The organism is Pseudoduganella violaceinigra DSM 15887, assembly GCF_000425385.1.
Lineage (GTDB): Bacteria > Pseudomonadota > Gammaproteobacteria > Burkholderiales > Burkholderiaceae_D > Rugamonas > Rugamonas violaceinigra.
Genome location: NZ_KE384361.1, coordinates 100583 through 125087, shown reverse-complemented (window position 1 = coordinate 125087; position 24505 = coordinate 100583). Strand labels below are relative to the sequence as shown.

20 protein-coding genes are annotated in these 24505 nt (G+C 59.7%); 8 read left to right on the top strand and 12 right to left on the bottom strand.

The window, feature by feature from the left end:
* The first annotated feature begins 24 nt into the window (after positions 1-24).
* Positions 25-858 (top strand): transporter substrate-binding domain-containing protein, encoded by an 834-nt coding sequence (locus H597_RS32810; protein ID WP_154668316.1) that lies wholly within the window; start codon positions 25-27, stop codon positions 856-858.
* A 48-nt stretch (positions 859-906) separates the two neighbouring features.
* Here the strand turns inward: H597_RS32810 and H597_RS0128380 are convergent, their stop codons facing one another.
* From H597_RS0128380 to H597_RS0128370, 3 genes are all read right to left on the bottom strand, one after another.
* Positions 907-2181 (bottom strand): leucine-rich repeat domain-containing protein, encoded by a 1275-nt coding sequence (locus tag H597_RS0128380; protein WP_028105104.1) that lies wholly within the window; start codon positions 2179-2181, stop codon positions 907-909.
* Positions 2182-2340: 159 nt separating this feature from the next.
* Complete coding sequence (locus H597_RS0128375) at positions 2341-3201, bottom strand: hypothetical protein (protein ID WP_154668315.1); 861 nt, start codon at positions 3199-3201, stop codon at positions 2341-2343.
* Between the two features lie 125 nt (positions 3202-3326).
* Positions 3327-5531 carry an OsmC domain/YcaO domain-containing protein gene (locus tag H597_RS0128370; protein ID WP_028105102.1) on the bottom strand — a complete coding sequence of 735 codons (2205 nt, stop codon included), beginning with the start codon at positions 5529-5531 and terminating at the stop codon, positions 3327-3329.
* A gap of 352 nt (positions 5532-5883) precedes the next feature.
* Between H597_RS0128370 and H597_RS32805 the strand changes: the two genes are divergently transcribed.
* The 3 genes from H597_RS32805 to H597_RS0128355 all read left to right on the top strand — a co-directional run bounded on the left by H597_RS32805 (position 5884) and on the right by H597_RS0128355 (position 9570).
* Positions 5884-6552 carry a substrate-binding periplasmic protein gene (locus H597_RS32805; protein ID WP_229632267.1) on the top strand — a complete coding sequence of 223 codons (669 nt, stop codon included), beginning with the start codon at positions 5884-5886 and terminating at the stop codon, positions 6550-6552.
* Between the two features lie 21 nt (positions 6553-6573).
* Positions 6574-8838 (top strand): TonB-dependent receptor, encoded by a 2265-nt coding sequence (locus H597_RS32800; RefSeq protein ID WP_051294175.1) that lies wholly within the window; start codon positions 6574-6576, stop codon positions 8836-8838.
* A gap of 198 nt (positions 8839-9036) precedes the next feature.
* A complete protein-coding gene (locus H597_RS0128355; protein ID WP_028105101.1) occupies positions 9037-9570 on the top strand; it encodes a DUF2478 domain-containing protein in 534 nt (177 codons plus the stop codon).
* A 111-nt stretch (positions 9571-9681) separates the two neighbouring features.
* Here H597_RS0128355 and H597_RS0128350 read toward each other — a convergent pair whose 3' ends face one another.
* Positions 9682-10569 (bottom strand): LysR family transcriptional regulator, encoded by an 888-nt coding sequence (locus tag H597_RS0128350; RefSeq protein ID WP_028105100.1) that lies wholly within the window; start codon positions 10567-10569, stop codon positions 9682-9684.
* A gap of 95 nt (positions 10570-10664) precedes the next feature.
* Here H597_RS0128350 and H597_RS0128345 point away from each other — a divergent pair, with 95 nt between their 5' ends.
* Both H597_RS0128345 and H597_RS32795 read left to right on the top strand, forming a co-directional pair.
* On the top strand, positions 10665-11642 hold the full coding sequence (locus H597_RS0128345) for an NAD-dependent epimerase/dehydratase family protein (protein WP_028105099.1): 978 nt from the start codon (positions 10665-10667) through the stop codon (positions 11640-11642).
* Between the two features lie 111 nt (positions 11643-11753).
* Positions 11754-12233, top strand: a complete 480-nt coding sequence (locus tag H597_RS32795) for a DUF2726 domain-containing protein (RefSeq protein ID WP_211232098.1) — start codon at positions 11754-11756, stop codon at positions 12231-12233.
* A gap of 22 nt (positions 12234-12255) precedes the next feature.
* Here H597_RS32795 and H597_RS0128335 read toward each other — a convergent pair whose 3' ends face one another.
* The 7 genes from H597_RS0128335 to H597_RS0128305 form a co-directional block, all read right to left on the bottom strand.
* Positions 12256-14034: an AI-2E family transporter gene (locus H597_RS0128335; RefSeq protein WP_028105098.1), complete on the bottom strand. Its 1779-nt coding sequence runs from the start codon at positions 14032-14034 to the stop codon at positions 12256-12258.
* A complete protein-coding gene (locus H597_RS35435; RefSeq protein WP_028105097.1) occupies positions 14031-14300 on the bottom strand; it encodes a hypothetical protein in 270 nt (89 codons plus the stop codon). Before H597_RS35435 ends, H597_RS0128335 begins: the two co-directional genes overlap by 4 nt.
* Before the next feature lie 82 nt (positions 14301-14382).
* The gene (locus tag H597_RS0128325) at positions 14383-14628 is read right to left on the bottom strand and encodes a TetR/AcrR family transcriptional regulator (RefSeq protein WP_083941334.1); all 246 of its coding nucleotides are present in this window, start codon (positions 14626-14628) and stop codon (positions 14383-14385) included.
* Positions 14619-16028 carry an efflux transporter outer membrane subunit gene (locus H597_RS0128320; protein WP_028105095.1) on the bottom strand — a complete coding sequence of 470 codons (1410 nt, stop codon included), beginning with the start codon at positions 16026-16028 and terminating at the stop codon, positions 14619-14621. Before H597_RS0128320 ends, H597_RS0128325 begins: the two co-directional genes overlap by 10 nt.
* Positions 16025-19159 (bottom strand): efflux RND transporter permease subunit, encoded by a 3135-nt coding sequence (locus H597_RS0128315; RefSeq protein ID WP_028105094.1) that lies wholly within the window; start codon positions 19157-19159, stop codon positions 16025-16027. The genes H597_RS0128320 and H597_RS0128315 overlap by 4 nt, the downstream gene beginning before the upstream one ends.
* 9 nt (positions 19160-19168) lie before the next feature.
* The gene (locus H597_RS0128310) at positions 19169-20323 is read right to left on the bottom strand and encodes an efflux RND transporter periplasmic adaptor subunit (protein WP_028105093.1); all 1155 of its coding nucleotides are present in this window, start codon (positions 20321-20323) and stop codon (positions 19169-19171) included.
* Positions 20324-20383: 60 nt separating this feature from the next.
* The gene (locus H597_RS0128305) at positions 20384-20950 is read right to left on the bottom strand and encodes a TetR/AcrR family transcriptional regulator (protein ID WP_028105092.1); all 567 of its coding nucleotides are present in this window, start codon (positions 20948-20950) and stop codon (positions 20384-20386) included.
* Positions 20951-21038: 88 nt separating this feature from the next.
* Between H597_RS0128305 and H597_RS0128300 the strand changes: the two genes are divergently transcribed.
* Both H597_RS0128300 and H597_RS0128295 read left to right on the top strand, forming a co-directional pair.
* Positions 21039-21947 carry a LysR family transcriptional regulator gene (locus H597_RS0128300; RefSeq protein WP_028105091.1) on the top strand — a complete coding sequence of 303 codons (909 nt, stop codon included), beginning with the start codon at positions 21039-21041 and terminating at the stop codon, positions 21945-21947.
* A 33-nt stretch (positions 21948-21980) separates the two neighbouring features.
* Positions 21981-23948, top strand: a complete 1968-nt coding sequence (locus tag H597_RS0128295) for a peptidase U32 family protein (RefSeq protein WP_028105090.1) — start codon at positions 21981-21983, stop codon at positions 23946-23948.
* Here H597_RS0128295 and H597_RS0128290 read toward each other — a convergent pair.
* The gene (locus H597_RS0128290; protein WP_028105089.1) at positions 23945-24490 is read right to left on the bottom strand and encodes a hypothetical protein; all 546 of its coding nucleotides are present in this window, start codon (positions 24488-24490) and stop codon (positions 23945-23947) included. The two genes, H597_RS0128295 and H597_RS0128290, sit on opposite strands and share 4 nt — an antisense overlap.
* Between the last annotated feature and the right edge of the window lie 15 nt (positions 24491-24505).

Here is a 24505-nt window from a genome sequence, read left to right as displayed (position 1 = left end):
GTAAACGGTTCAGTTGATTTCATATTGGAATACAATGATTTGCGAAATCAGCTGGGCTCCGATATGCGCAAGGCCGACCTTCTGTTCTTTCTCGCCATGTTTCTGGCATTTGCCGATGCCAGTTGCGCCTGCATGCCGTTTCGTCTTGGGTATGTGAACCAGCACCGGCCACCCTACTTTCTCGGTTCCGGCAGCTCGGAGCCACGCGCGCCCGGCGCCACAGTGGAACTGATTCGCGCCATCGCCGCTTCGGCCGGGTGTCAGGTGATTTCGGTACGTCTTCCTCCCCTGCGGTTGCGTCAGGCGCTGGGTCATGCCGATATCGATGCCATGCTGATGGACGCCAATGATAGCGACCTGTCCACCTACGCCCTGCCCCAGACCCGCAACGGCAAACTCGATGACTCGCGTGCCATACCCATGTACACCGTCGTTTTTGTCCGCGCTGGCGACGGAATCCCCCTCGATACCGATCCGCGCACTGCGTTCGCAACCCGCCGTTTGGGCATGAACAACGGCGCCTCCTTAGCGGCCCAAATGCGGGCGCAGGGCTTTAATATTGATGACGGAGCACAGGATGGGGAACGAAACCTGGAGAAACTGATACGGGGAAGGATCGACGGCTACGCCGCGACCCTCGTCGCGCCTACGCATATGGACGCCTTCATAACCGCGACGTACGGAAAACAGCTGGCTCGGATCGAGAAGCCGCTGCGCATCCATCATTTCTGGCTCGGGTTCAGCAAACGCTATTTCGAGCGCAATCAAGCGCAGGTCGAAGCGATGTGGGGATGGCTGGGGACCCACGGGCACGCGCGCTTTGTCGAACTGGTCGAGCAGTACCAAAGAACCCCCTGAATCCCCCCGCCACCGCGCCTGCAGCGGAGGGCCGATACTTCGACAGTCTTACTTCAACGCGGCGCGGAAGTCTTCCAGGTGGTTTCCGTATTTCTCGAGTTTCAGCTTCAGCTTTTTTACCGCCGGATTTTTCTCTATCTGCAAGTAGTTCAGGTTTTCTAATTGCGTAAGAACGCCCAGGTCCTGAATCTTGTTATCGTAGACTTTCAGAAGCTCCAGATTCACAAGATCTTTCAGCGCGGCGATGTCGCTCAATCCATTGCCACCGATTCCGAGTTCAACCAGCGCTGTTAAATGCCGAAGCGGTTCGATATCGGCAATCGCATTGCAATGCGCATAGAGATGCCTGAGTTCATTCAAATTCCGCAACGCCTCGAATGCGCGGATTTTGTTGTCATTCACGTTCAGCGAGATCAGCTTCGGCAGATTTGCGACGACATCAATGTTCTCGATCCGGTTGCTGCCGATTGACAGTTCGCGCAGGTGTCGAAATTCACTGAGTAGCGAAATATCGCTGATCGCATTCTCACTGACGTTTAGATTTTCAAGGTGATCAAGGCCTTTGAGAAGATCAAGGTTGGTGAGCTGGTTTTTCCGGATATTCAACCCAGTGACGTTTCCATTTTCGTCAACGCTGTAGGTGTTCCTGGCAAACCAGTCCATTACTTCATCGATCTTTTTCTCTTTCAGAGTATCGCCAATCGCATTCTCAATGACGGCGATTTCTTGTGGCTTACCCGGTTCGCAGTCTGCTTCCTCCAGCTCATCGTCTTCATCCATTGCGGAAGTGCCGAGCTTCGGCGTTGCTGTCATTAACGCGAACAGTTGGAAGTTGTCGTCGCCAGTCCAGCGTCCCTTCTGCAAGAAAACGTACTGTCCGTTCACGTCCCAATAGCACATGGTTTCGGCCTCGCTGTGGACCGCCCCGCCCTCGTATTCCTGCGACCACGGGACCCCGTCGAACTCCTCATCTTCCTTGTCCGGGAAATCGTCAGAATCGGGTTCATAATAGCTGTCGCCGTCTTTCGGCCAGCCCTTCCGTGACTTTCCGAAAAGCCCTTCCGCAATGACCAACGCCTCTTTGTAGATCGCGTCGCATTCCGCCTCCATCGCATACTCCACGTCGGGCGTCATGTCTTCGTCGTATTGGTAGTCCCCGCCCGCGAGGTTCAATACGATGACTTTCCGGTGCGGTCCGTTCCTTAGGAAGTTGGTGAGACTGTAGTCAAGCGCCTCGTCGAGCGGCTCCATCACTACCTCGGGGTAAGGCAGCTCCAATTGGCGTTGCAGGGCAAGAATTTTGTCCTTCAGTTTGGCGTGCACGGCATGACTCATATCTTGTTGACTTAAAGCGCCGTCTTCGGCGGGAAGCCGGATTGTAAGCCAACTCAAACCAGGCGCCACGCAAACTATGCGTAAGCTGGAATGCAGCCAGGGATTCGGACCAGACTGGCCGGAAAGGACCGTTAGCGCCGGTTGCCGCTAAGGCTTGACGGCCTTCCACCATACGATGGCGTCCGCCACGATAGCCGCCGTACTCCACGTTACAGGGTCCAGCTTTACATGTGCGCTGACACCTTTCATTAAGCGGACGATTTCGGCGGAAGCCTTGTGGTAGGGCGACTTTGGATCCGCAGCTTCCTTGACAGTGCCATCGCCGTAATGATTGCTCAAATAGACGCTGCCGGACTTGACGTCGACAATGATCCTGTCCCCTCCGCCGGACCCGACCAGGTATTCCATGTTTGGTTGCGTTGCCCTGGCATCGTAATGTGGCAAGCGCTTTTCCCGATTTCCGTGGATCGACTGATCGCTATTGGTATTCCGAAAAGTCATCGGGTTGGCAAGCGTGGCCTCAATGCCGTTGCGGATATTCCTTGAATCCCCGAGATCGGCCTTGCGCAGGATCCGTATGCCCATTGTGCTAGTCGTATTGACGACCGGCCCCGCCACGCCTCCCTTGGCTATTTGAGCGTACAGAAAGTTATTCCGTTTCAAAGCCTCCGTGTCGACCGTGAAGTTAACTTCTCGCTTCGCCTGGTTGCGTGCTTCCTGTTTGCTCACCTTCACCGTCTTTTTAGCGCCCCTTGCCTCGATCTCTTTCCTGATCTGGGCTTCCTGAAGCTCCCTCTTTTCAGCGGATTGCTTCGCTTTATTCCCGCCAGTTGCGGAGCGGGAGAGCTGCAGAACAGAGGGGACGACGGCCGCCAACGCGGGCTGGGCTGGCAGGCTCAGATGTGAAAGAGTTCTGACGTCCAGATTTGAGGCACGCTGGACTGTTTTTGCGCCACCGTAAGGTGGAGGCACCGGGACTGGAGGGCGCTTCGGAAATGGGGGCTTCATATTCCTCCCTTCGCCATGCCCGTACGAGCCCTGGCTGCAATTGAAAGAAAACTGGCGTGCCTTTAATGATGGCCACAGCCAGCTTTCCCGTCAATGCATTACCCCCAAAGCCTGCGAGTCGATTACTACTTGCTAGCTGCTGCGAACTTGGCGCGCGCCGCGTGCAGCTTCCGGTAGCTGTCGATCTTGCGCTGATGCCGGTCAAGGCCTTCCAGCTTCATGCTGGTTGGCGTCAGGCCGAAGAAGCGCACCGTGCCATCCACCGACCCCAGCACCGCGTCCATACGCGGGTTGCCAAACATGCGGCGGAAATTGACAACGTAGTCGTCCAGTTCCATGTCCTCATCCAGCTCCACTTCGAGCACCGCGTTCAGGGCCTGGTAGAACAAGCCGCGTTCGAGGGTGTTGTCGTTGTACTGCAGGAAGGCTTCGACCAGCTCTTTTGCTTCTTCAAAGTTCTGCAAGGCCAGATGGATCAGCAGCTTCAGCTCAAGAACCGTCAACTGGCCCCAATCCGTATTCTCGTCAAACTCGATGCCGATCAACGTGGCGATGTCGCCATATTCATCCAGCTCGCTGTTTTCCAGGCGCTCCAGCAACGCTTCCAGGCTGTCGTCGTCCAGGCGGTGCAGGTTCAGGATATCGGAACGGAACTGAAGCGCCTTGTTCGTGTTATCCCAGATCAAATCCTCGACGGGATAGATTTCGGAATAGCCCGGCACCAGAATGCGGCAAGCAGTGGCGCCCAATTCGTCGTAGACCGCCATGTATGCCTCTTTGCCGATGCCTTCGAGGATGCCGAACAACATCGCGGCTTCGTCGGCATTGGAGTTTTCACCATGACCGGAGAAGTCCCATTCGACAAACTCGTAATCGGATTTGGCGCTGAAGAAGCGCCAAGAGACGATGCCGCTGGAATCGATGAAGTGTTCGACAAAGTTGTTCGGCTCGGTGACTGCGTTGCTGACAAAGGTCGGACGGGGCAAATCGTTCAGGCCTTCGAAGCTGCGGCCCTGGAGCAATTCGGTCAGGCTGCGTTCCAGTGCCACTTCAAAGCTTGGATGCGCGCCAAACGAGGCGAATACGCCGCCCGTGCGCGGGTTCATCAGGGTGACGCACATGACTGGATACTTGCCGCCCAACGAGGCATCTTTTACCAGTACAGGGAAGCCCTGCTCTTCCAGCCCCTTGATGCCGGCCACGATGCCAGGGTACTTGGCCAGAACTTCCTGCGGCACGTCCGGCAAGGCGATTTCGCCTTCCAGGATTTCGCGCTTGACGGCCCGCTCAAAGATCTCCGACAGGCACTGTACCTGGGCTTCTGCCAGCGTGTTGCCGGCGCTCATGCCATTGCTGACGAAGAGGTTCTCGACCAGGTTGGTCGGGAAGTACACTACCTCGCCATCCGATTGCCGTACAAACGGCAGGGAGCAAATGCCGCGCTCCACATTGCCCGAGTTGGTGTCGTAGAGGTTTGATCCCTTCAGCTCGCCATCGGGGTTGTAGATTTCCAGGCAGTACTCGTCGAGGATTTCTTTTGGCAGCGCGTCTTTGCGGCCGGGCTTGAACCAGCGCTCGTTCGGGTAATGCACGAACGCTGCATTGGCGATATCCTCGCCCCAGAATTCACCGGCATAGAAGTGATTGCAGCTGATCCGCTCGATATATTCGCCCAGCGCCGATGCCAGCGCGCTTTCCTTGGTCGCCCCCTTGCCGTTGGTGAAGCACATCGGGGAATGCGCGTCGCGGATATGCAGCGACCACACGTTCGGCACAATATTACGCCACGAAGCGATCTCAATCTTGATGCCCAGGTCAGCCAGCAGGCCCGACATATTGGCAATGGTCTGCTCCAATGGCAGGTCCTTGCCCAGGATAAAAGTGCTCGCTTCGGCGGAAGGATTCAAGGTCAGCAAAGCCTGGGCGTCGGCATCCAGGTTCTCGACTTCTTCGATCACGAATTCCGGGCCCTGTTGCACCACCTTTTTGACGGTGCAGCGGTCGATGGAGCGCAAGATGCCTTCGCGGTCTTTGGCGGAAATATCGGCCGGCAGCTCGACCTGGATCTTGAAGGTTTGCTGGTAACGGTTTTCCGGATCGACGATATTGTTCTGCGACAGGCGGATATTTTCGGTTGGAATATTGCGCGTATTGCAATAGAGCTTCACGAAATAGGCGGCGCACAAGGCTGACGAAGCCAGGAAGTAGTCGAATGGACCGGGCGCCGAGCCGTCTCCCTTGTAGCGGATTGGCTGGTCGGCGATTACCGTGAAGTCATCGAATTTAGCTTCCAGCCGAAGCTTATCGAGAAAGTTGACCTTAATTTCCATGCGAATCTTCCAAAAATAGTGCTCAAAACGAGTTGGCGGCTATTATCCGTGCTTTTAGCCCCGAGGCAAAGCTTGCGATACCGTTACAGCTGGACTGCACGGGCAAAAAAGACTCGCAGCCCGCCTTGGATTGGCCTTACTATGAAAGAAATACTACCTTTCGGTGACTATCAATAGTATGCGCCTCTCGTGCCGGTTATCTGGCTTCGGGCGTCCGCTGGTACTGCTGTTTGCCGCATTCCTCTTCGGGGCGGCGGCGCGGGCCGCGCCGACCGATGCGCCTCTCAGCGTGACACTGACCGGCCACGAGTACCCTCCTTTTATGGGCCAGCAGCTGCCTCATGGAGGCTTGTTGACGCGTATTGTCGCCGAGTCGTTCAAGGCGGCCAATGTCCAGGTAAAGTTTCTGCCGGTTTCCAGTAATAACCGCGTTATCACCGGCGTCATGACCGGCTTGTACGATGGCGCCTATGGCTGGGCCCATGCGCCCGAACGGGATCGCAAGCTGCTGTATTCCAAATCGTCGATCTATACTTTCCGCATGGTGTTTTTCCAGCGCCGCGTCAAGGAAATCGCCTGGAATACCCTGTCCGACCTGGCGGCTTACCAGATCGGCGCGACGCTGGGCAACCACTATTCCGAGGAATTCTCCGATCTGCAGGCCCGCAAGGTCCTGCAGGTGCAGGAAGCTGCCAGCGATATCAATAATATGCGCAAGCTTCTGCTCGGCCGTATAGACTTGTTTCCGATGGAGGAAGAAGCTGGCCAGATGCTGATCCTGAACTCGCTGACGCCGGCCGAACAGGTTAATCTGAGCTTTCAGGCGCGGCCGATCGCCTTGATCCCGACCTACCTCGTATTGCGCCGCAACTTGCCGAATGCGGCCTTGCTGCTGGAACGCTTCGAACAGGGTTACAGGCAGTTGAATGACAGCGGCCAGCTGGCACGCATGGTTGGCGAAACCCGTAAAGCTGTAATGGCATCCGCGCAACAAGCACAAAACAAACGCAATCCCCCTTAGTTTCAAGGAAGGAGAGCCGCCATGCATGATTGCCGCTTCACGCCCCTGACGCTTGGATGGCTGGCCGTCCTTCCGGCTTACGCCCAGCAATTGCCGGACGGGCCGATCGAGCAAGTGCGCGTGACCGCGCAAAAACGGGCCGAAGCACTGCAAACGGTTCCGCTCAGCGTCACGGCGCTGGACCAGCGCGATCTCGAACGCATGGGCGTGGAACGGCTGTCCGATCTAGCCCGCGAAACGCCGGGATTGGCGGTGGTGTCCTCCGGCCCCGGCCAGAACATCCTGATCATTCGCGGGATTTCCTCGGTAGCCGGCGCCGCCGGCACGGTCGGCTACTACCTTGACGATACTCCGATAGCCGCTTCCAGTAATGCCTCCCTACTTTCGCTGCGGGGTCTGATCGATCCTTCCGTCTTCGACATCGCACGGGTTGAGGTGTTGCGCGGACCGCAAGGCACGCTGTATGGCTCCAGTTCCATGGGCGGCACGATCAAGTACATCAGCACCCAGCCTGATTTACGAGCCTTCAGTGGCCGTGCTGTCGCAACGCTATCCCATACCCAAGGCGGCGGCTGGAATGAGGACGGCAACGGAATGCTCAACATCCCTCTGGGAGACGGAGGAGCCGCTGCCTTGCGCATTGGCGTGTACCTTCGCCACGCCGACGGCTATATCGATCGCTATGCAGTCCCCGCCAATGACATCCTGGCTGCCGGGGCGGGTGGCATCCAGGAAAAAGGCGGCAATAGCGAGCAGACCAAGGCCGCGCGGCTAGCCCTGCGTCTGAACCTGGGGGATGGGCTGGCAATCAACGCGTCGATCTATTACCAGCATATGCGTCTCGGCGCGCCATTCCAGGTCGATATTCCGCCGGGCAGCTTCGATAGCTTGATCCAGACCCGGCTGCTTCCCGAACCGAGCGTCCAGAACTCGTCGCTCAGCAACCTCACGATCCATAAGACTTTCGGCAGCTTCGAACTGGTGTCGTCGTCCTCTTATTATGATCGCCGAGTTGCGGTCGATGAAGACGCGTCCAAGGTTTTGTACTATTTCCTGTCGCCCTCGCCGCAGACTTCGGTCTACCCAGTCGGGATGCACGGCGATTACATCAACCGCGAATTCACGCAGGAGTTGCGTGCCCTATCGGATTTCAAAGGCCCGCTGCAACTGATCGGCGGTGTGTTCTATCACCATGTCGATGCGCCGCTCGCTTCGCAGATTCCGGTCACCGCTGGCTATAACAATCGCTTCGGCACCAATTTCGACAGTTTCTTTGTTGGCGCGCGCCAGGCCAAAACCAAAGAGCTGGCAGTGTTCGCCGAAGGCGCCTATCAACTCACGCCCCAGTGGAGTGCCCGCCTCGGCCTGCGTGCCTTCCGTGTCGACCAGGACTTTGCGCAGCAAGGCGACGGCTTGTTTAACGGCGGGCCGTCCGCCGTCACCGGCGATTCGAAGGATCATGGCTATACGCCCAGGTTCAATCTGTCCTGGCAGGGAACGCCGGACCTGATGCTGTACGCCACCGCGTCCAAAGGCTACCGCCCAGGCGGCCCTAATAATCCAGCGCCGGCGGCCTTGTGCGCCGACGAAGTGGCCGGATTGGGCTTAAGCGAAAGCGCCTTGCGCAAATTTTCCGCCGACACGCTGTGGAGCTACGAAGGCGGCGTGAAATCGCAGTGGCTGCAGCGCCGTCTGACAGTCAACGCTTCGCTCTACAGCATCGACTGGAGCAAGGTGCAGCAGCAGATCGTCCTGCAATGCGGCTTCAATATCACCGCCAATTTCGGCTCCGCCCGCAGCCGGGGCGGCGAACTGGAGGCGAGCTATCTTCCCTTCCCCAACTGGGTCCTGCGCGGAGGCCTGGGTTACACCAGTGCCACGCTCAGTAATGACGTTCCCGGCACCTCCGCCATGAAAGGCGACAGTTTGCTGGACGTACCACGCTGGAGCGGTAGTGCGGCCGTGGAATACAACTGGATCTCGGGCGCCGCATATTCCGGCTTCGCACGCCTTGACGCCACCTATACGGGAAGTGCGAAGTCGCTGTACGAGCGCGATAGCCCGTTCTATCGCCGCGCCGGTTTCACACAGCTCAATTTCCAATTTGGCTGGCAGCCGAACGCCAAGCCGCCGCGCTGGCGCGCTACATTGGTAGCCGACAACCTGCTCAACAAGATTGGCCAGACTGGCCTGCCGGTTGCAATTTCGGCCGACCTGCCCAATACCCGCCGCGTGGCCATCAATCGGCCCCGTACGCTGGGCTTGAAGCTGGATGTGCCGTTTTAGAGCCACTACTACTCGCTGCTCAACGATGCGGTGACCTGGCGCGGCGTCTACGGCACGGTGGTCGGCCCGGCCATAAACGCGCTTTCATTGATCTACATCAAATGGTTTTCTTGATATTTTTGCTATCGTTATATACATAGTTATATATCGAATTCTCCACAAGAGAACCAGATCCCGCCCCACATGCAAACTAATGCAATGAACGAAGAAAAATATACGCCACCTGTAGCAGCAATCATTCATGCGGATCATAGTGCCGCAGACAAGCTGTTGGTCGAATTTGCTGGAAAATTGCGCGCCGTCGGCCGCCGTGTCGGCGGCTTGGTACAGCAGCAATGCGATAGTAGCGGCAGACAAGGAACCGTCCTGGTCGACCTGCAAAACGGCCAGCATTTCCCCCTGTTGCAAAATCTGGGCGCCGGATCCCAGTCCTGCTGCCTGGACGAGACCGGTGTAACGTCGGCCAGTATCGCCCTGCGCCGCGCGCTGCAGGATGGCGCCGACCTCGCTGTCGCCAACCGGTTCGGCACGCTTGAGGCCAGCGGTGGCGGCCTCTCCGCCGAAATGCTGGCGCTGATTGCGGAGGGAGTGCCTTTGCTGACCGTCGTCGGCGACAAGTACTTACAGGCTTGGCGCAATTGGACGGGCGAACTTGGCGTTGAACTGCCGGCCGATATGGGCGCCTTGCAGAAATGGTTCGCTGCCGTTTCCGATCCAGCGCTTCCTATGTAGCCAATCGCTAAGAGGCTGTTTCAAAATGGGCGTGGCTAGGCGCAGCGACGAAGGCAGTGCGCCTGCACGGCAAGGAGCTGCAACAACGCCATGGCCATTTTGAAACGGCCTCTAAGCGGCAATCTCGATGCGCAGGCCCGCCACCAGCGCATCGAAGACCGTACGGCAGCGAACGCTGTGCCGCAAGTCCGAGTGCATGGTGACCCAGGTCGGCAACGTCATATTCATTTTTTCTGGCAATACGCGAACCAGATTGCTGTCGCGCGCCGCGAGGCCAACCTGGTACACGCCGATGCCCGCGCCGGCACGCACCATCGCCATCTGGGCAAGATTGCTGTCGCAGCGATAGGCGAAGTCGTCGCGCGACCACGTGCCCATCGCCGCCGCCGCCGCGCGCAGGAAAGGCGTTTCCACGTCAAAGCCCACCAGGCTGTAGCGGGCGAGATCCGACATTTTTTGGGGCGCGCCATGGGCGGCCAAATAGTCTTTGTGCGCAAAGAAGCCCAGCGTGATGTCGCTGACGCGCTGCGCCAGCAGAACATCTTGCCGGGGCTGAGTCTGGCGAACGGCGATGTCCACTTCCCTGCCAACCAGATCATGAACCGCGTCGCTTAATACAAGTTCAACCGACAGTTCGGGATGGGCCGCCCGTAGCGGCGCCAGGATGGCCGGCAGGATTTCCACGCCCACGACTTCGCTGGCTGAAATCCGCACGGCACCGCGTACGGCGCTATGTCCGTGGGCGCTGCGCTCGATTGAAGCCGCCACATGCTGCATTTCTTCGAGCTGGACACGCAACTGGCCTGCTGCATCGGTGGGCTGCAAACCAGCCTGGGAACGTGTGAATAGCGCCAGCCCAAGGCTCGATTCCAGTTCCGATATATGGCGGCCAACCGTTGGCTGCGTTAATCCCAGGGAACGGGCCGCGCCGGAAAGCGATTGCGCGTTCAGCACATGCAGGAAGGTGCGGTACAAATCCCAGGGAATCGAGGTTGTCATACAAATTTGTATAGCGACTGCAAATATTTAGAGGATTTTCGTTTGGTCGAAGTTTGCCCATAATTTGCTCCATAGTCAACTTTACGGAGCAAAGCATGAAAGCAAATCAAACAGCACTGGTTCTTGGCCCAAGTGGCGGCATCGGCGGCGAAATGCTGCGCCAGCTGGTAGCGCAAGGCTGGAAAGTACGGGCATTGAAGCGCGGCCTCGGCGTTCCGAGCCGCCACTCCGGCGACGTCGAATGGATCGAAGGCGACGCGATGAATGCGCAAGACGTCAGCCAAGCGGCCGAAGGCTGCGCGGTGATTGTCCACGCCGTGAATCCACCTGGCTATCGAGGCTGGGGCCAGCAGGTGCTGCCAATGATCGACAACTCGATTGCGGCAGCCGCTGCGCAAGGCGCCACCATCGTGCTGCCGGGTACCGTTTATAACTACGGTCCGGATGCCTTCCCGCTGCTGCATGAAGACTCCCCACAGCGTCCCCTGACCCGCAAGGGGAAGATTCGCGCAGAAATGGAAAAGCGCCTGCGCGACGCGACCGAACGCCTGAAAGTCCGGGTGATTGTAGTGCGTGCCGGTGACTTTTTCGGTCCTGGGGCGCGTAACAACTGGCTGTCGCAGGGCATGATCCGTCCCGGCGAAGTTCCTTCGGAAGTCAAACTGCCAAGTGCGCCTGGCGTCGGCCACCAGTATGCGTACCTGCCGGATGTCGCCGCGACCATGATTTCGCTGCTGGACGTACGAGAAAAACTGCCTGCATTTGCCAGCTACCATATGGAGGGCTACTGGGACCGCGACGGCACCGAGTTTGGCCGCGCAATCCAGCGTGTGGTCGAATCCCACGGCGCCAAAGCGCCGAAACTGAAAGCCTTCCCATGGTGGATGATTCGGCTGATCGCGCCGTTTAACGAAACCCTGCGCGAAATGATGGAAATGCGCTACCTGTGGCAAAGTGCCGTCCGGATGGATAACCAGCAACTGCGCCAGATTCTGGGTACCGAACCGAACACCCCACTGGAAACCGCCCTGGCGCGCACGCTGGGTAGCCTGAATTGCCTGCCAACTGCATAATACCCGCAGCTCCGCCCCAACCGGGCGGAGTTTCGTTGTGACGATTGGATAGACTTTGGCGCAGTTCATTCTGGCACTATGCGCATCCCTTTTCCATTTGTGGAGCCAGAGTTGAAATCGCTGTTCTTGACCACCTTCCTCATCGTTTTTGCGCTTGGAGTTCTTGGCGCTATCCTGTCCACGCAAAAGAAAGCGAAGCGAGGCCTTGGAAAGATCACTCGCAAAGCGCCGCTCACCGAAAACGAACAACCGATGTATTTCCGGCTAACACAGGCATTTCCGGATCACGTAGTGTTAGCGCAGGTGGCCTTTTCCGCACTGCTTACAGCAAAAGACATGGGTACTCGGAATCGCTTTGACCGCAAGATCGCCGATTTCGTTATTTGTACCAAGTCATTTGAGGTTCTTGCGATTATTGAGCTCGACGACTCCAGCCATCTCAGCAAAGTGAATCAAGATGCAGCTCGGGACCAAATGCTTGCGGCTGCCGGCTACACTACTTTGCGATACAAGATGGTGCCCGATGTACTTAAAGTGCGAGCGGATATCGCGGCGCTCCAGCCAGCGCCGAAAAATATCAAAGCCGCGTGACATCGCACTGGCCGCTGGCTGCCTATTCCTTAGTTTTACCGGGTGTAACGAAGGCCAAAGCCTCTTCATAGGATTGCAACACCAGGTCGACGCGCTTGGCGACCGCCTCGGTTTCACTGCCGCCACCGCCAAGTGGCACGATGGTCACCACCGGAATATCCGGCAAAGCCAAGCGCATTTCTTCTAGTGCGTGGCACCATGCAGCAAGATCGCTTTTGAGTGGATAGACGACGAACACGCAGAAAATCAGCTTGTCTGCACCGGGATGTTCGTCTTCCTCCTGCTGTTCACTCAGGATGAAACTGCGCGCATCGAGGCCCGCTTCACGGAAAACCAGTACGAGCAGTTCGCTCAGGAACTCCTCCCGCACCTCGGGCATTGCCGTGCACAAAATGACCGAGCGGGCCGGAACATCGAGCGATCCTTGCCAGCGCCCCAGCTTCTGTTGGCGCTTGTGGCGTAAGTGCGCACCGATGTTCTCGTTCAGCATGGAGACGCGGTGACGGCGCGACCTCCCTTGCGACTGCCCGGCGGCAAGCGTATCGGCAACCATGGCGACGGTTGCCCGCAAACGCACTTCCTGGCCGCTTAAGAGATCCGAACTTGCCAGCGCCATCCCCGGAATCAGCACCTTGTCGCAGTATCGCGCCAGGGTCGATTTGCGCAGGAAGGCCCGCGCATCCTCGATGATCGCATCGGCCTCGCCGCTCAGGGCGCGGCTCTGGAAGCGTTGCGCGTGGTTCGAGTTGGGCGCCTCGGCGAATAGAATACTGATCGGTTCCAGCCCTTTGATGTAGCGGCCCGCGACCACGATGCACAACGTCAGGGGTGTGGAAAGAAGCAGGCCAAGCGGGCCCCAGATCGCGCCCCAGAACATGGCGGAGACAATCACGGCGAGCGGCGACATGCCTACGCTTTGGCCATAAACGCGCGGCTCGATCACATGCGCCACCACCAGTTCCAGCGACAGGAACAGGACGACGGCGTATATCGCCAGCGTCCATCCCGGTTCTACCGCAGCGGCAAACAGGGCGATCGATGCACCTGCGATCAAGGCGCCGATGTAGGGAACGAAGCGCAGCGCGGCGCAAAGTGCGCCCCACAATGCGGCATGCGGAATGCCGATCAGCCAAAGAGCAAACGTGATGACGACACCAAAGGTCACGTTGAGCACCAATTGCGTGAAGAAGAAGCGCGAAACGCCCTCCGCCGCATCTTCAAGGCCTTTGATGGTGCGACTGACTTCGCTCTGCCCGACCAGGCGCAAGACCCGGTCACGCAGGTTTTCGCGGTCGAGCAGGATGAAAATCAACAGCACCAGCACCAGGAAGGCTTCGCCCAGCGGGCCGGAAACAACGCCGATGGCTTTTGCAACGGAATCGCTGGTGCTGGCGTGTTCATGAATTTCGACCGGCACTGGCCGTGGGCCCGCCTCGAGCCGGTTCGCGGCCGGGGTTTCTTCCAGCAGCTGCGGAGCAAGTCGGGCCAGGGGATGCTGGACCAAGGACTCCAGGGATTTGGTCTTGGAACGGATTTCGGCACTGTATTGCGGCAGGTCGGAGGTCAGCGCGAGGACATTTGCCCCGAGCACTGCGAAGGTGCCGGCAAAGACCACGATCACCAGCGCCAACGCGCCGAACATCGCATTCACCCGAGAGAGACCGAGCGTCGCCATGGCGCGAATCAGCGGCGCCAGCGCCAGGCTAAGCACCAGTGCCGTCACAACAGGCTGCAATACTTCCTTGCCAAAATACAGGAGGCCAAGCACACAAGCCGTCGTAACGGCGAAATTCACTTTCATACAGTTTCCGCATCGCGCACCATGGACAGTGCGAATTTACACAGGCTGGCCGACCAACGACGCAGCATGTCCGCATTGACGCCGGTGCGGTCAGGTATCTCTCGCTGCAACTGGTCTGCCATCCCAGTTACCGCGACCGCAAGCAGCCATAATACTTGATCTTCACTGCCCTTACGACAGTGTCTTTGCAGGACGCCAAGCAAGCGTTCAAGAACGCCGGCCTCCTGCCTTGCCCCTGGCTCCCCCTCCCTGAGCCGCAGCGCCATCCTGTAGTCCTCGCTTTCCCCCAGAGGAGCGAGACGTTCTTCAAAGTACGCGCGTAACGATTCCGCGAGCGAGAATCCAGCATTAGTCAAAGGCGGTAACGGGATACCGGCGGCGCGCCAGCGTCTCCCCAACCGCCGACTCGTACAGGCCAGCCTTGTCCCCGAAGTGGTAGTAGATCGACGCCAGGTTCGATTTCGACGCGCGGGCGATCGCCCGCACCGTGGTCTTCTCATATCCGTTCTTCGAGAACAGCTGCAAAGCACAGGACAGAATCAACTCGCGCCGCACCAAGCCATCGCGCCGGCCGCGGCCTCCGCCTATTTCCATCCGCCACCCAGTACTTTGTATAAGGTGACCTGGTTGCTCGCCTTGGCGAGTCGTGCGCTGATCAAGCCTTGCTGGGTACTGTAGAGGGTCCGCTGCGAAACCAGCGCATTCAGGTAGGACTCGGCGCCCTTCTGGTAGCGGGCTTCATGGATGCGGAAGCTTTTCTCCGCTGCCTCGGCCTGTGATATCTGCGACGCGAGCCGTTCATCCAGTGTGCCACGTTCGGCCAAGGCATCGGCGACTTCGCGGAATGCCAGTTGGATTGCCTTTTCATACTGGGCAACCGAAATGTCGCGATTGGCACGTGCAATCTCCAGATTCGCCCGGTTGGCTCCGCCCGCGAAAATCGGCAGGTTCAGTTGCGGGGCGAAGCTCCAGCTTCCTGTGCCGGCCTTGAACAGGCCCGAAAGCTCGTTACTGGCACTGCCGGCAAAGGCGGTCAGCGAAACGCTGGGAAAGAATGCGGCACGAGCGACGCCAATATTCGCATTGGCCGCCTGCAAAGTACGTTCGGCTTCCACCACGTCCGGACGCCGCAGCAGGACATCGGAAGGGACGCCCTCCGGCAAGTCCGCGATGCTGGTTGCCGCTTGCAGCGAACCTTGGGGCAGGAGCGCTGCCGGCACCCGTGTTCCTGCCAACAGGATCAAGGCGTTTTCATCGGCGGCCACCTGTGCGCGGAAGATCGCGGCATCGTTGCGGGCGGCTTCGGCGCTGCTTTGCGACTCATACATGTCGAGCCCGGACGTGGCGCCCGATTCGAAGCGGCGCTTGGCCAGTTCATAGGTGATCTGCTGGTTTTTCAGCGTGTCGAGCGCCAGGCGCAGGCGTTCCTGGTCGGCCGCGAGCGTGAGCCAGGCATTCGCCACCTCGGCCACCAGACTGATTTGCTGGGCGCGGCGCGCTTCTTCCGTGCCCAGATACTGCTGCAAGGAAGCCTCGGACATGCTCTTCACGCGGCCGAAGAAGTCGAGTTCAAAGGCTGGGATGCCAAGTCCCGCACTGTATTGGCGGGTGATATAGCCCTTCCCGTCCGAAGATTGCCTGCCCGCGACACGCTGAGCCGTCTGGCCAACGCTTGCGTTCAGGTGCGGCAGGCGTTCTGCGCGAACCACACCATGCTGTGCGCGTGCCTTTTCAATATTCAGGGCCGATACGCGCAGGTCGCGATTGTTGTCCAGCGCGAGTTGGATCACCTGCGCCAGGCGCTCGTTCCCGATGAAGTCGCGCCAGCCAAATTCGGATGCGGAACGCTTCTCGGCCAACGGTGAGGCAGGCTTATAGGCTTCGCCAGCAGGCCACTGCTGCGTCACCGGCAAGTCGGGCCGCTTGTGGGCCGGGGCCAGGCTGCAACCGGCCAGGATTGCAGCAACAGTAATAGCTATCAGGGACTTATTCATTGCATCGTTTCCAAAACATTTACGTCCGCTTGCTTCGGCGCTTTCCTGCCGAACCAGCCCCGCACCAGCACGAAGAACACCGGGACAAAGAAGATTCCAAGGAAGGTTGCCGTCAGCATGCCGCCCAAAACTCCGAAGCCAATGGCTACCTGCGCGCCGGAGCCGGCGCCAGTGGCCAAAGCCAGGGGCAACACACCCAGCCCAAATGCGATCGACGTCATCAGGATAGGACGCAGGCGCATCTTGACTGCTATTAAGGTCGCTTCACGCAGGTCCCGGCCCGCGTCCTGAAGTTCCTTGGCAAACTCCACGATCAGGATCGCGTTCTTGGCAGACAGGCCGACGACGGTCAGCAGCCCAACCTTGAAATAGATATCGTTCGCCAACCCGACACCCCAGGTTGCGAGCACCGCACCGATAATCCCGAGGGGAACAACCAGCATCACGGAGAACGGTACCGACCAGCTTTCATACAACGCGGCCAGGCACAGGAAGACGATCAGGAACGACAGGGTGTACAGCAACGTGGTCTGCGAACCGGATTCTCGTTCCTCCAGTGACATGCCGGTCCATTCGTAGCCTACGCCTTTCGGCAGCTTGGCGATCATCCGCTCCATTTCCAGCATGGCGTCGCCGGAACTCACGCCCGGCGCAGCACCGCCCTGGATATTCAGCGACGAGCTGCCATTGAAGCGCTCAAGCCGGGGCGAGGCGCTGACCCATTCTCCGGTTGCGAAGGCGGAGAACGGCACCATCTGCCCTTCCTTGTTGCGAACCGACCATTTCTGCATGTCCTCCGGCAGCATGCGCGACTCGGCGGCACCCTGCAGGAACACTTTCTTTACGCGGCCGCGGTCGATGAAATCATTGACATAGGCCGAGCCCCAACCAACCGACAGCACCTGGTTGATTTCAGAGACATCAAGGCCAAGCGCCGCAGCCTTTTGCTGGTCGATCGTGATCTTGTATTGCGGCGTGTCTTCCTGCCCGTTCGGTCGCACGCCCACCAGCTTCGGATTCGCGGCCGCCATCGAAAGCAGCTGGTCGCGCGCCGCCATCATCGCGGCGTGGCCCAGGTTGGCGCGGTCGATCAGCTGCAGGTCGAAGCCGCCTGCATTGCCCAGCTCCATCACTGCGGGTGGCGAGAACGTGTAGACCATCGCGTCGCGCGAATTCATCATCGCTTCCAAGGCCCTCCAGCCGATGTAGGCGGAGTGGTTCTCAATGCCCGGGCGCTCCTTCCAGTCCTTCAGCTTGACGAAGGCCATGCCATTGTTCTGCCCATTGCCGCCAAAGGAGAAGCCTGCGACGGAAAGCACAGATTCCACATTCGCTTTTTCCTTGGTAAAGAAGTAGTTTTCGACTTCTTCAATGGTCTTTACGGTGCGCTCCTGGGTTGCGCCGGAAGGAAGCTGGATCGCGGTGAACAGGACGCCCTGGTCTTCCTCCGGCAGGAAGGCGGATGGTACGCGAGAGAATGCAAAGCCCAGCGCGCCAAGCAGTGCTGCATACACCACCATCGTTTTCCCGGTGCGATGGATCAGCTTACCCACCACGCCCTGGTACTTCTCATTGCCGCGGTCGAATTTGCGGTTGAACCAGCCAAAGAAGCCTTTATCGGCTACGTGGGCGCCCGGTTTCAGGAAGGTTGCACACAGTGCCGGCGTGAACACCATCGCCACCAACACCGACAGCACCATGGCGGAAACAATCGTCACCGAGAACTGGCGGTAGATAACGCCTGTGGAACCGCTCATGAAGGCCATTGGGACAAAGACGGCGGAAATCACCATGCCGATGCCGACCAGGGCGCCGGATATCTGTCCCATCGACTTCAGCGTTGCCTCCTTCGGCGACAAGCCCTCTTCCGCCATGACGCGCTCCACGTTTTCGACCACGACGATGGCATCGTCCACCAGCAGGCCGATCGCCAGCACCAACGCGAACATGGTCAGGGTATTGATGGAGTAGCCCATTGCCGCCAGCACGCCGAACGTGCCCAGCAGGACGACCGGTACCGCCATGGTCGGAATCAGCGTTGCGCGGAAGTTCTGCAGGAATAGGTACATCACCAGGAACACCAGCACGATCGCTTCCAGAAGCGTCTTTATCACTTCATGGATCGAGATTTCCACGAACGGCGTGGTGTCGAACGCAAGCTGCGCCTTTACGCCTTTCGGGAAGAACGGTTCCATTTCCGCCAGCTTGGCCTTGACCGCATTCGCGGTCGACAGCGCGTTGGCGCCGGTGGCAAGCTTGATTGCCAGCCCTGCTGCCGGCTTGCCGTTGAAGCGCACGACGCTCACATAGTTTTCGCCGCCCAGCTCGATCTTTGCCACATCGCGCAAGTAAACGGTGGCGCCGTTAGACTGGGTCTTGAGCAGGATGCCGCCGAATTGCTCCGAAGTCTGCAGGCGGCTCTGCGCGCTCACCGCCGCATTTAGCTGCTGGCCGCGCACAGCAGGCGCACCGCCAAGTTCACCGGCCGATACTTCCGTGTTCTGGCCTTTGATCGATGCAATCACGTCGGCTGGAGTCATTCGATAGCTCTCCAGCTTCGCCGGATCGAGCCAGATACGCATCGCATACTGTGTACCGAAATGCTGAACCTCGCCCACGCCTTCGATACGTGACAGCGGTTCCACCACGCTGGATGCGATATAGTCGTCCAGGTCTGCATTATTCATGCTGCCATCCCCGGAAACGAATCCGAGAATGAGCAGGAAGCTGTTGGTCGCCTTGGACACCACCAGGCCCTGCTGCGTCACTTCCGCAGGCAGCAAAGGTGTCGCCAGCGCGAGCTTGTTCTGAACCTGGACTTGGGCGATATCGGGATCCGTACCGGTCTTGAAGTTCAGTGCAATACTGATGCCGCCAGTCGCGTCCGAGCTGGAAGTCATGTTACGCAGCCCATCTATGCCCTTCATTTTCTGCTCGATGACCTGGGTCACCGAATCTTCCACCGTCTTGGCCGAGGCGCCGGGGTAGATACCCGCGATCTGGATCGATGGCGGTGCGATATCGGGATACTGTGAAACAGGCAGCGTCTGAATCGCCAGCAGGCCCGCGAGCATGATGACAATCGCAATAACCCACGAGAAAATGGGCCGATGGATGAAGAATCTAGCCATTTCTGCTCCTTATCGCGCCGCGGCGACGGACTTCAGGGCGATCGCAGGCCTGGCTTGGGCGGCAACGGCCGAAGCTCCCGGCTGTACTTTTTGCAGGCCTTCCACGATCACGCGGTCACCAACGGCCAGGCCGGATTTCACCAGCCATTGGTCGCCCAACGTTCCGGAAGTGGTGAGCACGCGCTGTTCGACAACACCTTTCTGGTTCAGCACCAGCGCTGTCGGCTCCCCTTTCTGGTTGCGTGTTACGCCCTGCTGCGGCACGCTAATAGCCTTCTCGTCAACGCCGTTCTCTATCACCGCGCGCACGAACATGCCCGGCATCAGATCATGCTTCGGGTTCGGCACGATGGCGCGCAGCACCACATTGCCGGTACCGGGATCGACGCTCGAACCCGAGAACTGGAGTTTGCCTTCATGGCCATAGGACGAGCCATCCGCCAGCTTGAGGACTACCCGAGCCTGGCCGCCGGCCTGCTTCAAGGCACCCGATTCGACGAGCTTTTTCAGGCGCAGCATCTCTTCGCTGGATTGGGTGACGTCGACGTAAATCGGATCCAGCTGCTGCACGATTGTCAGTGCGGCCTCCTGCCCCGCCGTCACCAGCGCTCCGGGCGTGACGTTCGAACGGCCGATGCGGCCGGAAATCGGCGCTTCGACTTTCGTATAGTCGAAGTTGATGCGCGCCGTCTCCAGTGCCGCGGTGGCGGACGCCACTTCAGCCCGGGCCTGCGCCTCGCCTGCCACCGCATCATCGTATTCCTGGCGGCTGACGCCTTCGATGTCCAACAGTTCCCGATAGCGTTTTGCCTTCGGCGCTGCCGCCAACAGGTTCGCCTCGGCGCGCAGCATGGCAGCCTTGGCCGAGTTTACGGCAGCCAGGTAAGTTGCGGCATCGATCTGGTACAGCTGGCTTCCCGCCTTGACGTCGGCACCTTCGACAAACAGCCGTTTCTGGACCAGCCCACCGACTTGCGGACGGACCTCGGCAACCATGAAGGCCGCAGTACGGCCCGGCAGCTCAATATTCAGCGACAAGGGGCGTGCTTGCACGATGTGCACCCCAACCTCGGGCGCCGGGGCTTTGCCCTGCGGCGCCTGTTGGGACTCGCATCCGGCAGTCAGCGCTGCCGCACATGCGAGGAAAACCAATTCTTTTCTCATTCAAATCTCCGGGATTGCGTTACATACGCAAGTAATCACTCATTTAAGAAACAAAAAAACTTAGTCGAGAAACATGCGACGGATCGCCATGAAGCCGCTGGCCTTATAAGCCTCCACCCGCTCGGGTTCGCGCATGGCAAAGTCAATCGTCGCATTGGCAATGGCAAGGAACAGCGCGTCCGCATATTGCGGATGGTGCCCGGCCAGGATCTCGCCCGATTGCACCAGCTCGAGCATGCCAACGTCGGGGAACATTGCGGTCTCAGCGGCCCGCGTTTCTTCCGTCAGGATGTCGGTCACCGCCAGTTGGGTCGAGGCCCTGTTCCACACCGGATGGGCCAAGGCCCAATCGATATGGGCATTCCAGATGACCCGGGCGCGCTCGACCAGCGGTTGCGACGGGTCGAAGGAATCGCGCAAGCTTTCCCAGCCCTGCTCGCAGATATACAGGTACATCTCGTTCAGCAGGGCTTCCTTGGTCGGGAAGTAGCGGAACAAAGTGCCCTCGGCCACGCCGGCCAGCTTGGCGACGAGAGCTGTCGGCGCGCCAACGCCGCGCTCGGCAACTGCCTGCGCAGCGGCTTCCAGCAGGTGCAACCTCTTCTCTTCGCTCTTTGGACGGGCCATGGTCGGAATCATTAATAACGGAGTACTCACTCATTATATGACTGCTTTTCACCAAAAGCAAACACTTGTTCGGTAATACAATTTCGGAATGAAGACCACTCTCGACGAGATGCAGGCATTTATTGCCATTGTGACGACAGGCTCGATCAGCGCCGGCGCCGAACAACTGGGCCTGACCGTATCGGCGGCCAGCCGCACACTGGCCCGGCTCGAAGATAAACTCGCCACTACCCTCGTGCGCCGCACCACCCGGCGCCTCGAGCTGACCGAAGAAGGCAGCGCTTTTCTCGACAGCGCGCGGCGCATCATTGCGGCTGTTGAAGATACGGAGGAGCAGATGTCCTTGCGCCGCCAAGGCCCGGCGGGCCGCCTGCGCATCGATGCCGCCACGCCCTTCATGCTGCACGTGATCGTGCCGCTCGTGCAGGGCTATCGCGCAAGCTATCCGCGCGTGGAGCTGGAGCTGAACAGCAATGAAGGCTTCATCGACCTGATGGAAAAGCGCACCGACGTCGCCTTCCGCATCGGCCGCCTCAAGGATTCGACCCTGCACGCGACGCCGATCGGCGGCAGCCGGCTGCGCATCCTGGCCAGCCCAGACTATCTGGAACGGCATGGGGTGCCGGCCAGCGTGGCCGATCTGGCAGGCCATACCCTGCTCGGCTTCAACCAGCCCGAATCGCTCAACGACTGGCCCCTGCTGGCGGCCGATGGGCAGCCCTTGCACGTCACGCCCCATATCTACTCATCCAGCGGGGAGACACTGCTGCAACTGGCGCTGGGCGGCAACGGAATCGCCTGCCTGTCCGATTTCCTGACCTGTGCCGACCGCGAGGCGGGCCGGCTGCGCCAGCTGCTTCCCGAAGCAACATTGGAGGTTCGGCAACCGATCAATGCGGTCTACTACCGCAATACCGCCCTCTCGGCGCGGATTGCGTCGTTCGTCGGCTACATGAAGGAAAAACTGGGCGATCGCGGCTTCGACGAGCCGTTATAATATCCACCCTTGCAACCGTAGGGTTATCACAGAATGTCTTTGCTTGACCACGAGCTCGAACTGCTGGCGCCAGCCAAAACCGCGGAGATCGGCCGCGAAGCTATCCTGCATGGCGCGGATGCCGTGTATATCGGCGGCCCCGCCTTCGGCGCTCGCCACAACGCCAGCAATCCGATCGAGGAAATTTCCGCGCTGGTGGAATTCGCCCACCGTTACCGCTCGCGCATCTTCGTGACCATGAACACGATCATGCACGATTCGGAACTCGACCTGGCCCGCAAGCAGATCTGGCAGCTGTACGAAGCTGGCGTCGACGCGCTGATCATCCAGGACATGGGCTTGCTGGAAATGGACCTGCCGCCGATCCAGCTGCATGCATCGACCCAGTGCGATATCCGCACGGTGGAGAAAGCCAAGTTCCTCGGCGACGTGGGCTTCTCGCAGCTGGTGCTGGCGCGCGAACTGACGCTCGACAAGATCAAGCAGATCCGCGCGCAAGTGGATACCCCGCTCGAATACTTCGTGCACGGCGCGCTGTGCGTGGCCTTCTCCGGCCAGTGCTATATCTCGCATGCCGACACCGGCCGCAGCGCCAACCGTGGCGACTGCTCGCAGGCATGCCGCCTGCCGTACACCTTGTCGGACAACCAGGGCCGCGTCGTGGCGTTCGAAAAACACCTGTTGTCGATGAAGGACAACGACCAGAGCGCCAACCTGGAAGTCCTGGTCGACGCCGGCATCCGCTCCTTCAAGATCGAAGGCCGCTACAAGGATATGGGCTATGTGAAGAACATCACCGCCCACTACCGCCTGCTGCTGGACGAGCTGCTCGAGCGCCGCCCGGAGTTTGCGCGCGCCGCAAGCGGCCGTACCCGCGTCCTGTTCACGCCCGACGTGGACAAGACCTTCCATCGCGGCCATACCGACTACTTCGCCAACGGCCGCCAGGAAGACATCGGCGCCTTCGATTCGCCCAAGTATGTGGGCGTCGAACTGGGTACCGTGGTGCGCATGGGCGGCGACCATATCGACGTCATCACCAATGCGTCGATGGCCAATGGCGACGGCCTGAATTACATGAACAAGCGCACCACTGTCGGCATCCAGGCCAACAAGGCCGAGAAGCTGGGCGATACGGAAGACGGCCAGCGCTGGCGCGTATTCCCCAACGAGCAGATGGCTGCCCTGCCCGGCCTGAAAGTTGGCACCGTGATCCATCGCAACCGCGACCACCAGTGGGAAGCGGCCCTGCACAAGAAATCGTCGGACCGCCATGTCGGCCTGCAGCTGACGTTGGCCGAGACCGAGGGCGGCCTGCGCCTGTCGATCATCGACGAAGACGGCATTGTCAGCGCCGCCGATGCGGCCATCGCCTTGCAGCCGGCGCAGAATGCCGAACAGGCCGAGAGCGGCCTGCGTGCCAGCCTGGCCAAGCTGGGCAACACCATGTTCGTGGCCGACCATGTGGAACTGAAGCTCTCGCAGCCATGGTTCGTGCCTTCGTCTGCCATCAATGCCCTGCGCCGCGACGCGGTGTCGGCACATGAAGCCGCGCGCCTGACTGCCTGGCAGCGCCCTGAACGCAAAGCACCCGCCGAGCCGCGCGCCGTCTACCCGGATACGCAACTGAGCTACCTCGCCAACGTTTACAACGAGAAGGCGCGCGCGTTCTACCACAAGCATGGCGTGCAGCTGATCGCCGCCGCGTATGAGTCGCATGAGGAAGCGGGCGAAGTGCCGCTGATGATCACCAAGCACTGCCTGCGCTTCTCGTTCAACCTGTGCCCGAAACAGGCCAAGGGTGTGCAAGGCGTACAGGGCCAGGTGAAGGCCGAACCGATGACGCTGGTGAGCGGCGACCACACCTATACGCTGAAGTTTGACTGCAAGCCTTGCGAAATGCACGTGGTCGGGGCCATCAAGCCGGGCATCCTGAACTCAGCGCCGCCATCGGCAGTCGCTTACAGCCCGCTGGTGTTTCACCGCAAGCGCCCGCACTAAGCAAGCAAGGCGCGCGCTTCTTCCAGCAAGCCCTCGGCGCAGGGCTTGCCGGTTTTAGATTCCCGCAATGAGACATGCCACAGTCCGATCACGCCGGACAGCTGGCTCTCGTCCTTGGCAAGTTCGATCCGGCGTACCAGGTCGGCCGCCAGCAGGCCCAGATGCTTGCGTGCAGCCGCCACCATCAGCTCGCGGGCCGCGGCAATGGCCGCCGCACCGACGGCTGCACGGACCATGATCGGCGCCACCACCGAAGTCGGCGCGGGCGCAGCCGGCGGTTGCTGCGCAGCCTTGGGCGGCGGCGCGGACGTGATCCCGGCCAGGCCCTTGCGCAATAAGCCTTCCACCGACTCCAGCATATCGTCTTCGCCAAGCCAGGTATCGATCTCGCCCAGGGCCTTTTGGCCGTCGAGCAGGATCAGCACCGCGCGCTGGCGGGCCGTCAGCCCGGCACTGCGTTGGCCCAGCTCCGCGCGGCCGGCCTCGGTTTTCGCGAACACGGTGGCGCGCAGGCGGATTCGATTTTCGGTAGTCAGTTGCATGCCTCTATGCTAAGA

Excerpts from the sequence above, each read along its gene's own strand:
- H597_RS0128375 (WP_154668315.1), bottom strand. The coding sequence starts at position 3,201 with ATGAAGCCCCCATTTCCGAAGCGCCCTCCAGTCCCGGTGCCTCCACCT.
- H597_RS0128370 (WP_028105102.1), bottom strand. The coding sequence starts at position 5,531 with ATGGAAATTAAGGTCAACTTTCTCGATAAGCTTCGGCTGGAAGCTAAA.
- H597_RS32800 (WP_051294175.1), top strand. The coding sequence starts at position 6,574 with ATGCATGATTGCCGCTTCACGCCCCTGACGCTTGGATGGCTGGCCGTC.
- H597_RS0128355 (WP_028105101.1), top strand. The coding sequence starts at position 9,037 with ATGAACGAAGAAAAATATACGCCACCTGTAGCAGCAATCATTCATGCG.
- H597_RS0128350 (WP_028105100.1), bottom strand. The coding sequence starts at position 10,569 with ATGACAACCTCGATTCCCTGGGATTTGTACCGCACCTTCCTGCATGTG.
- H597_RS0128345 (WP_028105099.1), top strand. The coding sequence starts at position 10,665 with ATGAAAGCAAATCAAACAGCACTGGTTCTTGGCCCAAGTGGCGGCATC.
- H597_RS0128335 (WP_028105098.1), bottom strand. The coding sequence starts at position 14,034 with ATGAAAGTGAATTTCGCCGTTACGACGGCTTGTGTGCTTGGCCTCCTG.
- H597_RS35435 (WP_028105097.1), bottom strand. The coding sequence starts at position 14,300 with ATGGCGCTGCGGCTCAGGGAGGGGGAGCCAGGGGCAAGGCAGGAGGCC.
- H597_RS0128325 (WP_083941334.1), bottom strand. The coding sequence starts at position 14,628 with ATGGAAATAGGCGGAGGCCGCGGCCGGCGCGATGGCTTGGTGCGGCGC.
- H597_RS0128320 (WP_028105095.1), bottom strand. The coding sequence starts at position 16,028 with ATGAATAAGTCCCTGATAGCTATTACTGTTGCTGCAATCCTGGCCGGT.
- H597_RS0128315 (WP_028105094.1), bottom strand. The coding sequence starts at position 19,159 with ATGGCTAGATTCTTCATCCATCGGCCCATTTTCTCGTGGGTTATTGCG.
- H597_RS0128310 (WP_028105093.1), bottom strand. The coding sequence starts at position 20,323 with ATGAGAAAAGAATTGGTTTTCCTCGCATGTGCGGCAGCGCTGACTGCC.
- H597_RS0128305 (WP_028105092.1), bottom strand. The coding sequence starts at position 20,950 with ATGGCCCGTCCAAAGAGCGAAGAGAAGAGGTTGCACCTGCTGGAAGCC.
- H597_RS0128300 (WP_028105091.1), top strand. The coding sequence starts at position 21,039 with ATGAAGACCACTCTCGACGAGATGCAGGCATTTATTGCCATTGTGACG.
- H597_RS0128295 (WP_028105090.1), top strand. The coding sequence starts at position 21,981 with ATGTCTTTGCTTGACCACGAGCTCGAACTGCTGGCGCCAGCCAAAACC.
- H597_RS0128290 (WP_028105089.1), bottom strand. The coding sequence starts at position 24,490 with ATGCAACTGACTACCGAAAATCGAATCCGCCTGCGCGCCACCGTGTTC.